The sequence below is a fragment of the Gordonia sp. p3-SID1431 genome (genome assembly GCF_025143765.1).
Taxonomy (GTDB): Bacteria; Actinomycetota; Actinomycetes; order Mycobacteriales; family Mycobacteriaceae; genus Gordonia; species Gordonia hongkongensis.
This window is the reverse complement of record NZ_JAMBDT010000050.1, coordinates 20,711-36,136: the sequence shown is the minus strand read 5'-3', so window position 1 is coordinate 36,136 and position 15,426 is coordinate 20,711. Positions and strand designations below refer to the sequence as shown.

The 15,426-nt window shown below is 68.5% G+C and carries 11 protein-coding genes; all 11 read right to left on the bottom strand.

The features are described 5' to 3' along the window. Positions 1-739: 739 nt before the first annotated feature. Complete coding sequence (locus M4D77_RS14005) at positions 740-1,483, bottom strand: sulfite exporter TauE/SafE family protein (protein ID WP_211540117.1); 744 nt, start codon at positions 1,481-1,483, stop codon at positions 740-742. Continuing rightward, positions 1,470-3,044: a bifunctional phosphoribosylaminoimidazolecarboxamide formyltransferase/IMP cyclohydrolase gene (purH, locus tag M4D77_RS14000; RefSeq protein WP_065630238.1), complete on the bottom strand. Its 1,575-nt coding sequence runs from the start codon at positions 3,042-3,044 to the stop codon at positions 1,470-1,472. The genes M4D77_RS14005 and purH overlap by 14 nt, the downstream gene beginning before the upstream one ends. Continuing rightward, complete coding sequence (gene purN, locus M4D77_RS13995; protein ID WP_205333550.1) at positions 3,041-3,664, bottom strand: phosphoribosylglycinamide formyltransferase; 624 nt, start codon at positions 3,662-3,664, stop codon at positions 3,041-3,043. Before purN ends, purH begins: the two co-directional genes overlap by 4 nt. 77 nt (positions 3,665-3,741) lie before the next feature. After that, complete coding sequence (locus M4D77_RS13990; protein ID WP_396266584.1) at positions 3,742-5,364, bottom strand: DUF6350 family protein; 1,623 nt, start codon at positions 5,362-5,364, stop codon at positions 3,742-3,744. A 195-nt stretch (positions 5,365-5,559) separates the two neighbouring features. Further along, positions 5,560-6,744: a DUF5336 domain-containing protein gene (locus tag M4D77_RS13985; protein WP_259936456.1), complete on the bottom strand. Its 1,185-nt coding sequence runs from the start codon at positions 6,742-6,744 to the stop codon at positions 5,560-5,562. A 170-nt stretch (positions 6,745-6,914) separates the two neighbouring features. Further along, the gene (locus M4D77_RS13980; RefSeq protein ID WP_259936453.1) at positions 6,915-8,909 is read right to left on the bottom strand and encodes an acetoacetate--CoA ligase; all 1,995 of its coding nucleotides are present in this window, start codon (positions 8,907-8,909) and stop codon (positions 6,915-6,917) included. Further along, positions 8,906-10,549 carry an AMP-binding protein gene (locus tag M4D77_RS13975; protein WP_137808933.1) on the bottom strand — a complete coding sequence of 548 codons (1,644 nt, stop codon included), beginning with the start codon at positions 10,547-10,549 and terminating at the stop codon, positions 8,906-8,908. The genes M4D77_RS13980 and M4D77_RS13975 overlap by 4 nt, the downstream gene beginning before the upstream one ends. A gap of 55 nt (positions 10,550-10,604) precedes the next feature. After that, complete coding sequence (locus M4D77_RS13970) at positions 10,605-11,519, bottom strand: CoA ester lyase (RefSeq protein WP_058251675.1); 915 nt, start codon at positions 11,517-11,519, stop codon at positions 10,605-10,607. A gap of 5 nt (positions 11,520-11,524) precedes the next feature. Further along, entirely contained in the window at positions 11,525-12,019 is a 495-nt protein-coding gene (locus M4D77_RS13965) for a MaoC family dehydratase (protein WP_058251530.1), read from the bottom strand. Beyond that, a complete protein-coding gene (locus tag M4D77_RS13960; RefSeq protein ID WP_058251531.1) occupies positions 12,016-13,161 on the bottom strand; it encodes an acyl-CoA dehydrogenase family protein in 1,146 nt (381 codons plus the stop codon). The genes M4D77_RS13965 and M4D77_RS13960 overlap by 4 nt, the downstream gene beginning before the upstream one ends. A 158-nt stretch (positions 13,162-13,319) precedes the next feature. After that, positions 13,320-15,356, bottom strand: a complete 2,037-nt coding sequence (locus M4D77_RS13955) for a biotin carboxylase N-terminal domain-containing protein (protein ID WP_259936452.1) — start codon at positions 15,354-15,356, stop codon at positions 13,320-13,322. Between the last annotated feature and the right edge of the window lie 70 nt (positions 15,357-15,426).

The window sequence follows — 15,426 nt, the reverse complement described above, 5'->3', positions numbered from 1 at the left end:
TGGGACCGCATCAGTCCCTTGACAACTCCACAGTGACACTCCAGTCGGCTCCGTTCCCGGTCGGATCGTGGACCGGGAACGGGGCCGTACTGTGACACCCTCGCCGCTACTCCGCCCTTGCACCTGGACCACATGCGGGCTGACGGCCGCCGTGAACTGCCAAATGGGCTGCCGCCCCGTCAGTGGGCCGCGATACTTCCGACTGCGGCAAATCGATGTCCGGTAGCGCACCCTGTTGGGCAGCTTCACCTGCAGGCCGAAGTTCCTCTTAGACAACTGCGCCCAATGGAAAGACCGGCATCGCTGTATGCCCGTGCCCCCGACATTGAAGCGCTCCTTCGGCCGAACGTGCGCTACTGACAACATACGCAACCGATCCGCGGAAGCGTGGCTGCCCCACCCCCGGCCGCAAGGCTCAACCGAGGAGCGCAGTCGACCTCGACCGGCGGGACTGTCTCGCATACCTGCCCCGACTTGTGACCGACAGACTGCAACTCGACTCCCAGACCTCGATCGAAGTCTGCCGGTCGAGTTGAAGTTTGCCGGTCGCCGGACCCTTCGTGGCTCGTCGCTACGCTCCTCGCACCTCAGGGAGCAGGGGCTGACGCGCCCTCCGCAAGCTCCGGACGCTCCTCAGGGAGCAGGGGCTGACGCGCCCTCCGCAAGCTCCGGACGCTCCTCAGGGAGCAGGGGCTGCCGCGGGCACACCGACGACAACCGCCTGCTCATCACGCCGACGTCAGCTGACCGCGAGCCACGCCGCGAGTCCGAGCCCGCACACCCCGACCACGATCCGGAGCGGCCCGGGCGGCAGCCGTTTCACGACAGGCGGGCCGCACCACCCGCCGGCAAGACAGCCGACGGCCATGGCGAGCGCCGCCCACCAGTCGACGGGACCCCAGATCATGAAACCGATGGCAGCGATCGTGTTGGCGATGCCGAGGAACAACGACTTGGACAACGCTGCGCGCCACAATGGTTCGCTGGTCACCACGAGCATCAGCGCGAGGATCATGATGCCGGCGCCCGCCCCGAAGTACCCGCCGTACACCGAGATCAGCGTCAGGCCCAGGATGAACACCCAGGGACGCTCGACGTGCGAGGTGGCCCACCGCCGCAGAACCGGTTGCGCCAACAGGGCGATCGCGGCGATCGCGACCAGGAACGGCACAACGGCTTCGAACGCCTCGGCCGGCGTCGACAGCAACAGCACCGCCCCGACCGTGCCGCCGATGAGCGAGGCGATCGCGCCGATGATCAGCCGCCTGCGGTCACCGTCGAGGAGGGAGCGTCCCGACTGTGCGGTACTGCCCACCCCGACGGCGACCAGCGCGACCGTGTTCGTGACATTGGCCGCGATCGGACTGAGTCCGACCGCGAGCAGTGCGGGATAGCTGACGATCGACGCCAGCCCGGTGATGTAGCCGATCAGGCCGGCGCCGAAACCGGCGACGACCAGTAGAGCGAGATCAGTGAGCGAAATGACGCGCCCCGGTGAGGTAGAGCGTCACGCCCGCCTCGTCGGCCGCCTCGATCACCTCGTTGTCTCGAATCGAACCGCCCGGCTGCGCAACGGCTTTCACCCCGGCCGACAGCAGCACCTGCAGTCCGTCCGGGAAGGGGAAGAACGCGTCCGACGCCCCGACACTCCCCGCTGCCCGGTCGCCGGCGCGTTGCACGGCCAGGTGCGCGGAGTCGACGCGATTGACCTGGCCCATGCCGACGCCGACCGACGCACCGTCGGACGCCAGCAGGATGGCGTTGGACTTGACCGAACGGCACGCACGCCAGGCGAACTCGAGGTCGGCAAGGGTCTGGTTGTCGGCCGGCGGACCCGCCACGAGGTTCCAGTTGGCCGGATTGTCGCCGTCGGCGTCGAGGACGTCGCGCTGCTGCATCAGCAGTCCACCCGACACCGGCTTCGTCTCGATCCCGGTTGCGGCCGGCGGGGTGGCCACCAGGACGCGGATGTTCTTCTTGCGGGTCAGCACCGAGAGCGCGCCGTCGGCGAAGCCGGGCGCGACGATGACCTCGGTGAAGATCTCGGCGACCTGCTCGGCCATCGCGACGGTGATCTCGCGATTCGCCGCGATCACGCCGCCGTAGGCACTGACCGGATCGCACGCGTGCGCCTTGCGATGCGCCTCCGCGATGTCGGCGCCGATCGCGATGCCACACGGGTTGGCGTGCTTGATGATCGCGACCGCCGGGGCATCGAAGTCGTAGGCGGCGCGCCACGCGGCGTCGGCGTCGGTGTAGTTGTTGTAGCTCATCTCCTTGCCGTGGAGCTGCTCGGCGGTCGCAACCCCGCCGGCCCCCGCGTTGCCGACATACAGTGCGGCCGGCTGGTGCGGGTTCTCGCCGTAACGCAGCACCGCGGAGCGGGTCCAGGTCGCACCGGCCCACGCCGGGAACTGCGACTCGTCCTCGGGCGCAACCACACTCGACATCCACGACGCCACCGCGACGTCATAGTCGGCGGTGTGCCGGAAAGCCTTGGCCGCGAGCTTCTTCCGGTCGACGAGCGAGAACCCGTCGGCCGCGAGGGCCTCGGTCACCAGCGAGTAGTCATCGGGATCGACCACGACAGCGACCGACGGGTGGTTCTTCGCGGCCCCACGCACCATCGACGGGCCGCCGATGTCGATTTGCTCGATGCACTCGTCCGGAGTCGCACCGGACGCCACCGTCTCGGTGAACGGATAGAGATTGACGACGACGAGATCGAATGCGGCGACGCCCAGTTCGTCGAGCTGAGCCACATGATCGGACTTGCGGGTGTCGGCGAGGATGCCCGCGTGCACCTTGGGGTGCAGGGTCTTGACGCGGCCGTCGAGGCACTCGGGGAAGCCCGTCAGCGTGGACACCTCCACGACCGGCACGCCCGCGCCGGCGATGGTCTTTGCGGTGGACCCGGTGGACACGATCTCCACTCCGGCCGCGTGTAGTGCCGTCGCGAGGTCGGCGAGACCGCTCTTGTCGTAGACACTCACCAGCGCGCGCCGAATCGGTCGACGAGAGCTGTCAGAGCTGGGTGCGTTCACGGGATGCGGGCCTTTCGTCCATCGATGACTACTCCTCTGGTGACCAGTGCGGTCACCACGTCGGCGAGCAACACGCGCTCAACCGTCTTGATTCGCTCGTGCAGGCTGTCGGCGGTGTCGTCGTCGACGACGCTGACCACCTGTTGCGCCAGAATCGGGCCGGTGTCCACGCCCTCGTCGACAAGATGGACCGTCGCGCCGGTGACCTTGACGCCGTAGTCGAGCGCCTCGGCGACCCCGTGGGCGCCCGGAAACGCTGGTAGCAGCGCTGGATGACTGTTGACGACGCGACCGCCGAACCGGCCGAGAAAAGCCGGGCCGAGGATCTTCATGAAACCGGCGGTCACCACCCACTCCGGCTCGATCGCGGCGACCTCGTCGGTCAGCGCACGATCCCACGTCGCACGGTCGGCGTGGTCGGCGACACGGCAGGTGATGAGCGGGATGTCGTGGCGCTGCGCGACCTCTTGCGCCCGGCACGAGCGGTCGACCACGATCGCCGCGACACGGAACGGGGCATCCTCGTCACCGGCGCGCGCGATCAGCGATTCCAGCAGCGAACCGGTGCCCGACGCCATCACCACCAGCGGGGTGCGACCAGGTGCCGTCGGGGATGTCACGTCGTCGAGACTAATCGCCGCACGTTGGGCCGCCCGCGCCGGGTGGCGCCGCCGGGGCACGCCCGGGAAGCGCGCTGTCAGCGTTGCCGTGAGGCCCCGTGCGAACCGGGATGGAGGTCGTGATCCACGTCGACGGCGAGATCCGCCACGTCGAGATCGTCGTCGTACACGCGGTTCTTCGCCGGCGCGCGCCCGGATGCGGTGTCGAGATCAGAGTCGTCCGGGTCCGACCCGGCGACGTACTCCGCGTCGTCGTCCGCGAGGTCAGCGTCCCCGAATTCACCGTCGTCGAACTCACCGTCGTCGTAGTCCGAGTCCTCGTACTCGCCGTCCTCGAATTCACCGTCCTCGACTTCCGAGTACTCGGCGTACTCGTCGTCCTCGTCCAGATCGGTGACGATGACGTATTCGTCTTCGTAACCGAGGTCGAGGGGATCGTCGAAGTACTCATCGCCGACAGCGAGACGTGCCGCTCGGGTCGACGGCAGGAAGGCGTAGACGAGCACGATGAGCAGGCCGACGACCGCGATCCAACCCAGTGTGAAGACCCCGGCCGCCGACACCGTCACGACGACCTCGCCGAACTCCCCCAGCGTTCCACCCGCCGAGACGGTGAGAACGGCGACCACCGAAGCCGCGACCGCCGCGGCGACACCCACCGAACGCACGTGGGCCATGGGATCGAGGTCGCGGCATCGCCAGCCGACGAACGCGGCGACACCGGCCGGCACGAGCAGTCCGACGAATCCCCATGCCCCGGCACCCGGCCCGTCGGGAAGGACCGCGAGAACCGGGACGGGCGGGACGGCGTCACCGCGGACCGTGAACAGGTCGACCGTCGTCGCACCGATCTGGACGTCGGAACCCACGAGCACCGCCATCGCGGCGACCATCACGTTCGGGAGGTAGAGCATCGACAGCAGGGTGAGTCCCAGGAACCCATCGAAGTCGTAACCGGTCTCGATCAGTTCACCGATCTGCCCGTGCCTCATCAACATGCGCAGACACACCAGCACGGCTCCGGCCACCAGTAGCAGCATGGCCGCCACCAGCCCGTACCGGAAACCGCGACGATCGGCGTGGGTCACACCCCCGCGGACGGCGAAGTCGCGTCGTCGGCTCCACACGACACCGGCGACCGCCGCACCGCCGTGTACGCCGAGGGTGTAGAGGAACGCAAGCAGCGCGTTGGGCGTCTGCACCGGCAGGACCGACCCGCCGTCCATGACGACCGCCAGGGACATCGCGGTGATGAGAACGGGACCGATCACCGCCGAGAACACGACGGCGCCGAGGTCGAACAGGTCGTGCCGATCGCGTTCGTTCGAGTTCGTGCCACCGGCGACGGCCCGGGCCGTCAGCCAGGCAGTGCCGGCGGCGACCGCCAGCGTCGGCAGCAGCGGCAGCACACCTATGGTGACCCCGCTGATCGTGACCGGCACCTGGTGGACGGCCAGCCAGCCCGAGGCGATCGCACTCGGCAGTCCGGTCAGTCCGCTGCCGGCCAGGAGCAGCACCGAGAGCATCACGACGATCAGCGTCACCAGTGCTGTCGCGGGAACGGTGAACGCGACAACCGCGAGCTGCCGGGCCGAGCCCTCGGCCGCCGTGCGCTGCGCACGACGTGATCGCCGCAGGTTACGCAGCTGCGACGCCAGATTGTCCGTGGTCGGGTCCGACTTGAGGGAGGGCATCGTCATGAGCCTGACACGGTCCCGGCCGAGGCTGTCGTAGACGCGCCGAGCGGGCTGTGAAAGGGAGTCAGCTCACCATGTGGCTTCGACTCGGCTCGTCGCTGCGCTCCTCACCGGCTCAACCAGCGGGGGCCGGCTTGGCCGACGGCGAAACACAGAGCCCCGGCGACCGATGGTCGACGGGGCACTGTTGGGGTTCTGTCAGTTGCCGCTGCCGGTGGGCGGTTCCGGCTTCTGGAAGACCGTGGTCGAGTGGTCTCCGGCCGGGGTGTCGGTGCCCGAGGGGCCAGCGGATCCACCGGGCGCGGCCGGGGATGCGCCCGAGGCGCCGGCCGCGTACTGGCCGGGTCGGTAGTCCCCGTAGCCCGACTCGCCGTGACCGGAGGCCGATGCCGACGATTCGCTCGCACCGCCGGAGTAACCGCTCTGACCGGCGGTCGACGCGCCCGACGACTGCGAGTAGGCCGACGGGTCGTAGTTCGCCGACGACTGCTGGCCGTATTGAGCCTGCGCGCTGCCGGTGCCGTAGGCGGTGGTCTGCGCGTCGCCGTAGCCACCGGTCTGCTGGTGAGCGCCGGTGTCGGACTGCGCGGCCGACGAGCCGGGGGCCACCGCTGCGGTTGCCGAGCCCACCGCGGGCGCCACCTTGATGACGCCGGCGTCGACGAGCAACCACACGACTGCGAGGACCGCGGACAGGAGGGTGAAGATCAGCAGCACGATCGCCCCGGCACCGTTGTCGTCGATGTTGAGGAACTGGAACAGCGTGATCAGGAACGAGGTGATCGCCAGCGACGCCACGATCGGCGCCGCAGGCACCTTGATGCCCGGGATCAGCGAGATGAGCGCCAGGATTCCGGCAACGCTGATCAGCGTGTACGGCGCGTTGTACTGGGTCTGGAACAGCTTGAGCGCGAAGTCATAGGTCTCGGCGGCGGACAGGAACCCGCTGAAGAGGACGATGAGGCCGAAGGCGCCGATCGCGGCGGCGAGGAGAACCGGGGTGATGGCCGGCAGTCCCTGACTCGGCGCCTTGGTCGGCTGCGGGGAGTATCCGTACTGACCGTAGCCCTGCTGGCCCTGCTGGTCCTGACCGTATCCGGGTTGGCCGTACCCCTGCTGGCCATATCCCTGCGCGGGGCTCTGGCCGTAACCCGGCTGCCCCTGGCCGTAGGACTGTCCGCTCTGACCGTACTGCTGACCCCCGTACTGCTGACCCCCGTACTGCTGGGCCTGACCGTACTGGTCCGAGCCGGGCGCGGGGCTCGCCTGCGGACCCGTGTTGTGCGCGCCGGACTGGGGATATCCGGATTGATTGCCGTACTGGCCGTAGGACTGGCCGGACTCGGGCTGCTGCTGCCCGTAGCCGCCGGGTGGGTAGGTCATGACGATCTCCTGGTCGGGTCGGTCGGTCAGGATCAGCGGGTCGCGTCGAGGTGACGGCGTCCGGCCGTCGCCCCCCACGAGCGCAGAACTATCGACCACGCTAGTACACATACCCGCCGGGTCCGATGACCCTTGCACATCGGGGTCGCCCCGCCGGGCCAGAATCCCGCTCACCAGCGATGCGCGCGCCCTTGCTCGGCGTACCAGTTGATCAGCGCGTAGTCGTCGACCGCCTTGGGGTCGATGTTGACCTCGGAACGGCCCGCCAGAATCGCGGTGACCGGAACCTCGAGCTTCTTTCCGGTCCGGGTGTGCGGAATCCCGGGGGCCTCGATGACCTCGTCGGGCACATGGCGTTTGGAGAGGCGGTCGCGGACCGCGCCCGCGATCCGGCCGATCAGCGCGTCGTCGAGCGTCGCGCCGGGGACCAGGGTGACGAACAGCGGCATCCAATAGGCGCCGTCCGGTCCGTCGACACCGAGCACGAAGGCCTCGGCGATCTCGTCGAGCGCTTCGACGACCTCGTAGATGTCGGCCGATCCCATCCGGATCCCGTGGCGGTTCAACGTCGCGTCGCTGCGGCCGTGGATCACGAGCGACCCACGTTCGGTCACCGTCACCCAGTCGCCGTGCCGCCAGACCGGTTTCTCCGGATTCGACGCACCGCCCTCCCATTCGTGGGCGAAATAAGCCGCGCGGTAGCGCGCACCGTCGGGATCGTCCCAGAAGCTCACGGGCATCGACGGCATCGGCGCGGTGACGACGAGTTCACCCACCTCCCCCACCAGCGGGCGGGCGTCGGGCGACCAACTCTCCAGTGCCACACCGAGGTAGCGCACCGACAGCTCCCCCGGGACGACCGGTACACCGGTGGAGCCGCCGGCGAACGCGGACACGATGTCGGTGCCGCCGCTGATCGACGAGATGGGCAGTCCGGCCCCGACGTGGTCGTCGACCCAGGTGAAAAGGTCTGCGGCGAGCGATGATCCGGTACTGCCGAGTGTTCGCAATCGGCCGAGGTCGTGCTGACGCCCCGGCTCCAGACCCGCCTTCCGCGAGGCCTGCAGCTGGCCGGGGCTCGTACCGAAGTAGTTGACGCGCTCGTCGTCGACGACCTGCCACAGGCGGTCGGCGTCGGGGTACAGGGGCGAACCGCTGTAACAGACGATCCGCGAACCGCAGAGAAGTCCGGCGACCTGATAGTTCCACATCATCCAGCTGAGCGCGGTCTGCCAGAAGAACACGTCGTCTGCGGACAGATCGCCGTGCAGGGCACCGGCTTTCAGGTGCTCCAGCAGGACTCCCCCGTGTCCGTGCACGATGCCTTTGGGGCGTCCGGTGGTGCCCGAACTGAACAGCACCCAGAGCGGATGATCGAAGGGCACCTTGACGGGGTGGAAGTCGCCGGGGTCGCTGGTGACGGCGTCGGCATAGTCGAGGGCCGACGAGGACTCCTCGGTCGCGCCGATCGTGATGTGCGCGACCAGGTCCGGCAGTAGCCCGGCGAGCTCGGCGCTGTCGGCGCGCTTGTCGACGACCTTGCCGTTGTAGCGATATCCGGCGGCGGTGAACAGGACCTTGGGTGCGAGTTGGCCGAGTCGGCCGGCTGCCCCCTGCGGGGCATAGTCCTGGCCACATCCGGACCAGATCGCGCCCAGGGATGCGGTGGCCAGGAAGGCGATGACGGCCTCCGGGATGTCGGGGAGGTAGGCGGCCACCACGTCCCCCGACCCCACTCCGCGCGCACGCAGGGTCGCGGCCAGGCCCGCGACCTGCGCCGGCAGTTCCGCCCACGCGATCTCGGAACGGTCACCGGCCTCGTCGATGCCCACGATCGCGGCGCCGGGCAGGGCGGCGTGCCGCAGGATCTGATCGACGTAGTTCAGCCGCATCCCGGGGAACCAGACCGCACCGGGCATCCGGTCGTCGGCGAGCACCGCCTCGTCCCCGGGCCCGAGCGGTTCCGCGGCGAGGGCGTCGAGGTCGAAGAATTCCCATACGGCACGCCAGAACCGGGCCGGGTGTTCCACCGACCACGACCACAGATCGCCGTAATAGTCTGTGTCGGTCTCGAACCGCCCGGTCTCGAAACGCTCGGCGACGAAGCGGCCGAACCGGTCCATCTGGGTGCTCGTGACCTGCTCCGCAGTCCTCGACGTGGTCATCGCAACTGCTCGAGGATCGAGACCGCCTCGTCGCGCATCGCCACCTTGCGGACCTTCCCGGTGACGGTCATCGGGAACTCTTCGACCACATGGACGTACCGCGGGATCTTGTGTCGCGCGATCTTGCCGGTCGCGAACTCGCGCAGGTCGTCGGCGGTGAATTCTGTTGCGGTGTCGCGCAACCGGACCCAGGCCATCAGCTCCTCGCCGTATTTCACGTCGGGCACCCCGATCACCTGGGCGTCGAGGATGTCGGGATGGGTGTAGAGGAACTCCTCGATCTCGCGCGGGTAGATGTTCTCCCCGCCGCGGATCACCATGTCCTTGATGCGCCCGGTGATCCGGACATAACCGTTCTCGTCCATGTCGGCGAGGTCGCCGGTGTGCATCCAGCCGTCGGCGTCGATGGCCTCGGCCGTCTTCTCCGGGTCGTTCCAGTATCCGGTCATCACCGAGTAACCGCGCGTACACAACTCGCCCGTCTCGCCGCGCGCCGAGGTCTCCCCGGTTCCGGGATCGACGACCTTGATCTCCAGGTGCGGGCCGACCCGCCCGACGGTGGTCACACGCAACTCGAGGGGATCGTCGACCCGCGTCTGCGTCGACACCGGCGACGTCTCGGTCATGCCGTAACAGATCGACACCTCGCGCATGTGCATGCGGTCGACGACCTGCCGCATGACGTACTCGGGGCACGGCGACCCCGCCATGATGCCGGTGCGCAGGCTCGACAGGTCGATGTCGCGCCCGTCGTCGAGCAGGCCGAGTTCGGCGATGAACATGGTGGGCACGCCGTAGAGGCTGGTGCAGCGGTACTCCGCGACCGCCTCGAGGGTGGCCCGCGGGTCGAAGGCCGGCGCCGGAATCACCATCGCCGCGCCGTGACTCGTCGCCGCGAGGTTACCCATCACCATGCCGAAGCAGTGGTAGAAGGGCACGGGTAGGCAGATCCGGTCGTCGGCGGTGTAGTTCAGCAGTTCGCCGACGAGGTACCCGTTGTTCCCGATGTTCCGGTGCGACAGCGTCGCACCCTTCGGGAAACCCGTTGTACCCGAGGTGTACTGGATGTTGATCGGGTCGTCGGGTGAGAGCGACGCAGCGATCTCGTCGACGCGTGTGAGCTCGTCGGCGCTCGGCTCGACACACAGCGCATCCCAGCCGGGGGATTCGAACAGGACCACTTCGCGCAGCTCCGGGCACTGTGGCCGGGCCTGGTCGAGCATCGTCGAATAGGCCGAGTCCTTGAAGCTCTCGGCGGCCAGGACGACGCTCGTCCCGGACTGCTGCAGCGCGTACTCGATCTCGTTCTGCCGGTACGCGGGATTGAGATTGACCAGCACGGCGCCGATCTCGGCCGCGGCGTACTGGGTCAACACCCATTCGAACCGGTTCGGCGACCACAGCCCGACGCGGTCGCCGACCGACACGCCGAGTCGTAGCAGTCCGGCCGCGAGCGCGCGTACGTCACGGTGGAACTCGGTGTATCGCCATTCCCGCCGTGCGGCGGCGTCGATCAACGCGGTTCGCTCGCCGTGGTCCGCGACGGTTCGAGCCAGGGTGGCTCCGATGGTCTCGGTGAGCAGTGCCGGTGTCTCCTCACCGCGCGTGTGTGCAGGCTTCGGGTGCGCCTCGGTGCTCATGTTCTCGCTCCGGTCTGTTCTCGGGGGGTGGATGCCCGGATGGTCGGGGGCTTCGTCAGTTCTCGGGGGCGGGATCGGTACGCGTACCGCTCACACGGGACAGGACGACCTCCGCCTGGCGCAGGACCGGCCCGTCGATCATCTGACCGTCGAGGCTGAACACCCCGCCCGCGTGTTCGGCCGCACCGTCGAGGACCTTGCGCGCCCACTCGACCGCCTCGTCCGACGGGCGGTAACCGTTCCGGATGTGATCGACCTGGGACGGATGGATGCATGCGGTCGCGGTGTAACCCAGGGCCACCGCGTCGCGGACCTCGGCGACGAGTCCGTCGACGTCGGAGATGTCGAGGTGCACCGAGTCGACGGCGAACTTCCCGTACGCGGCGGCCGCGATGCGGACCATCGACCGGACCCAACTCGCGACGTCCCGGTACTCACCCGGCCGGGCTTCACCCGGACCGAACCGGCTCGACGTGCCGCCGAGGCCCGCGACGAGATCCTCTGCCCCCCACATCAGTCCGATGCAGTTGGAGGTGGCGGCGATGTCGCGGGCGCGGGTCGCGCCGAGCGGCGTCTCGATCAGTGCGATCGTCTGGAACGCGGTGTCCAGGATCGAGGACACGTCCTCGGCCTTGGCCTGCATCACCACCCGGTAGTTCGTCTCCGAGACGGCGGCGAGATCGCGCCGGTAGTCGCCGGTACCGGCCGGGTTGATCCGCACGATGGTGCGGTCCGGATCGACCGGATTGGCGACGAGAGCCTCCCGGGCTGCGGCGCGGTTCGTCGGCGACACCGCGTCCTCGAGGTCGAGGATGACGACGTCGGCCCGGTCGAGGGCCTTCTGGTATCGCTCGGGACGGTCCGCCGGGCAGAACAACATCGCCGGCCCGGGCGGCAGCCACGCGTTGGTGAGCTGCCCCGACAGTCCGGAACCCGCGACCGGGCCGCCGGGTGGGTCCTCGAAGAACATCGTCGTCACTCCGTCCGTTGCCTGCGCACCAGCGTTGCTCGTGCGGCGCGGGCGACGACCTCGCCGTGCTGGTTGCGTCCGATGTGGGTCAAGTTCACCACGCCCTCACCCGGACGCGACCGCGATTCGCGTTTACCGGTGCACTCGGTCTCCGCGTACAGGGTGTCGCCGGCGAACAACGGCGCCGGGAAGGCGACCTCGCTGAAGCCCAGGTTCGCCACGAGGGTGCCCTGGGTGAGTTGGGAGACCGACAATCCCACGATCGTCGACAGGGTGAACATGGAGTTGATCAGCCGTTGCCCGCCGAAACCCGGCTGTTCGGCCGACCAGGCGGCGTCGAGGTGCAGCGCCTGTGTGTTCATGGTCAGCGTCGTGAACAGCACGTTGTCGGCCTCGGTGACAGTGCGTCCGGGCCGGTGTTCGTAGATCGTGCCCTCCTCGAACTCGCCGAACCACAACCCGCGCTGCACGATTCGACGCCCGCCGGTGGTGTCGCTCATGCGAACCCCAGCTCGCGTGCGATCAGCATGAGCTGCACCTCGGTCGTGCCCTCACCGATCTCGAGGATCTTCGAATCGCGGTAGTGCCGGGCGACGGGATATTCGTTCATGAAGCCGTACCCGCCGTGGATCTGCGTGGCCATCCGGGCATTGTCCATCGCCGCCTCACTGGCGATCATCTTGGCGATCGACGCCTCCTTCTTGAAGGGCTTGCCCGCCAACATCTTCGCCGCCGCGTCGTAGTAGGCGGTCCGCGCGACGTGGGCGCGCGCCTCCATCCGGGCGATCGCAAAGGACACCGACTGGTACTCACCGATCGCCTTGCCGAAGGATTGTCGCTCCTTGGCGTACTTCACGCTCTCGTCGACGCACCCCTGGGCGACGCCGGTGGCGAGGGCTGCGATGGCGATCCGCCCCTCGTCGAGGATGGACAGGAAGTTGGCGTATCCGCGGCCGCGGACACCGAGCAGGTTCTCCTTGGGAACGCGCACGTCGGTGAAGGTCAGCGGATGGGTGTCCGAGGCATTCCACCCGACCTTATTGTACGCCGGCTCGGCGGTGAAACCCGGCGTGCCGGACGGCACGATGATCGTGGAGATCTCCTTCTTGCCGTTCTCCTTCACCCCGGTCACCGCGGTCACCGTCACCAGTGAGGTGATGTCGGTCCCCGAGTTGGTGATGAACTGCTTGCCGCCGTTGATGATCCAGGAGTCACCGTCGTCCCGGGCCGTGGTCGCGGTGGCCCCGGCATCCGAACCCGCCCCGGGTTCGGTCAACCCGAAGCCGGCGAGCGCCGTGCCCGCGGTGAGTTCGGGGAGGTACTGCTCTTTCTGCTCCTCGCTGCCGAATCGGTAGATGGGCATGGCGCCCAGACTCACCCCGGCCTCGAGGGTGATGGCGACGGACTGGTCGACCTTGCCGAGTTCCTCCAGCGCGAGCGACAGGGCGAAGTAGTCGCCGCCCATGCCGCCGTACTTCTCGTCGAAGGGAAGCCCGAACAGTCCCATCTTGCCCATCTGGGCGACGACGTCATACGGAAAGCTGTGCTCGGCATCGTGTTTCGCGGCCACCGGCGCCACCACGGTCTGCGCGAAGTCGCGGACCGTCGCGATGAGGTCGGTGTACTCCTGGGTGAGTTCCATGTGAGTGTTCTCCTGGGAAGGTTGTCGACGGGTGGTTCAGGGCCCTTCGTGGCTCGTCGCTTTCGCTCCTCGCACCTCAGGGATCAGTAAAGGCTCGTCGCTTTCGCTCCTCGCACCTCAGGGATCAGTAAAGGCTCGTCGCTTTCGCTCCTCGCACCTCAGGGATCAAGGGGATCGCCGGCGGTGACGACGGCGAGGATCTGTCCCGCGTCGACCTTGTCCCCCACCTTCACGGAGATGTCGACGGTGCCGTCCACCGGCGCGGTGAGTGCATGTTCCATCTTCATCGCCTCGACGACGACGATCGACTGGCCGGCGGAGACGTCGGCCCCGATCTCGGTGGCGACGGCGACCACGGTGCCCGGCATCGGGCTGGTGATCTCGCCGGCGTGCTCGTCGGCGGCCTCGTCGAGCAGGGGCTTCGCGAGTTCGAGGACCCAGGTGCCCGACGGCCCTCCCACCCACCAGCTCTCCCCGACGCGAACACTCGACCACGACTGCGTCACCCCGTCGACGACCAGGCGGTCCGAGCCGCGACCGTCGCCGGGCTGCGCCGGCTGGTAGACCACGTGCCCGGTCCACGGCGCCTCGGCGTCGTCGTCGAAGGTGACGGTGGCGGTTCCCGAGACGGACCATTCGTCGGCGGCATCGACCTGGATGGCCACCGTCGAATGTCGTCCGCCGGCGACGAGGCGGGTGCGGACCGGAGCGGATCGACCGACCCGCCATCCGACCGCCGAGGACCAGATGTCGTCTGCATCGCGAGCGCCGATCCGCGCCAGACCCACGAGCACCTGTGCCTCGGGAATGGGCTCCGGCGCAGCGTAATCGGTGACGAGGCGGTCCAACAGTTCGGTGTCGAGGTCGGCGTCCACGACCGCCTGCTGACGCAGGACGAAGCGGCAGAAGTCGATGTTGGTGACCACGCCCAGCACGCGTGTGTGGGCCAGTGCCTGATCGAGACGTTCGAGCGCCTCCTCCCGGTCGGCACCGTAGGCGATGATCTTCGCGAGCATCGGGTCGTAGTCACTGCCGACGCGCAATCCGTCGAGCATGGCCGAGTCGACGCGGATGCCGCCGCCGGCCGAGGTGTCGGGATGGACGAGATGCTCGATCGTGCCGCCGGTCGGCAGGAAACCGCGGGCCGGGTCCTCTGCGTACACGCGTGCCTCGATCGCGTGGCCGCTGAGGGTGATCGTGTCCTGCGTCAGACCCAGGACTTCTCCGCGGGCGACGCGGATCTGTTGTTCCACGAGGTCGACGCCGGTGACAAGTTCGGTCACCGGGTGCTCGACCTGCAGGCGGGTGTTCATCTCCATGAAGAAGAACTCGTCGGGCCGGTGCGCCGACACGATGAACTCGACCGTGCCCGCGCCGGTGTAGCCGACACTGCGCGCGGCGTCGCACGCGGCCTCACCGATGCGAGCACGGGTCGCGGCGTCGAGCAGCGCCGAGGGCGCCTCCTCGATCACCTTCTGGTGCCGCCGCTGCAACGAGCACTCGCGCTCGCCGAGGTGGATGACGTTCCCGTGCTGATCGGCGAGGACCTGCACCTCGATGTGGCGCGGGGTGTCGACGAAATGCTCGAGGAACAGCGCGTCGTCGCCGAACGCGGCGGCGGCCTCACGGCGGGCCCGCTCCAGCGCGTCCGGCAGCTCCGACGCCTCGGCCACGCGGTGCATCCCCTTGCCACCGCCACCCGCACTGGGCTTGATGAGAACCGGGAACCCGATGTCGGGTGCCGCGGCGATGAGGTCGTCGTCGGTCAGGCCGGGGCGCGACAGACCCGGCACCACCGGCACGTCGCGAGCGGTGACGGCGGCCCGGGCCGTGATCTTGTCTCCCATCGTCGCGATCGCCTCCGCGGGCGGCCCGATGAAGACGATGCCCGCCTCCGCCAGAGCGGCCGCGAACTTCTGGTTCTCCGAGAGGAATCCGTAGCCCGGGTGGACGGCGTCGGCACCGGTCTTGCGTGCCGCGTCGACCACTTTTGCGATGTCGAGGTAGCTCTGGGTGGCGGCGGCCGGGCCGATGTGCACGGCGACGTCGGCCTCCCGGACGTGGCGCGCTTGCGCGTCGGCGTCGGAATAGACGGCGATACTGCGGATTCCCATGTGGCGCAGGGTGTCTATCACCCGGCAGGCGATCTCACCACGGTTGGCCACCAGGACGCTGCGGATGGGTCTGGTACTCACGGTCGGGGTCCTCGGGCTCGGCGGGACGGGGCGGTGGAGATCGGGTTCGGACTCGGCGACGTCGGCATCG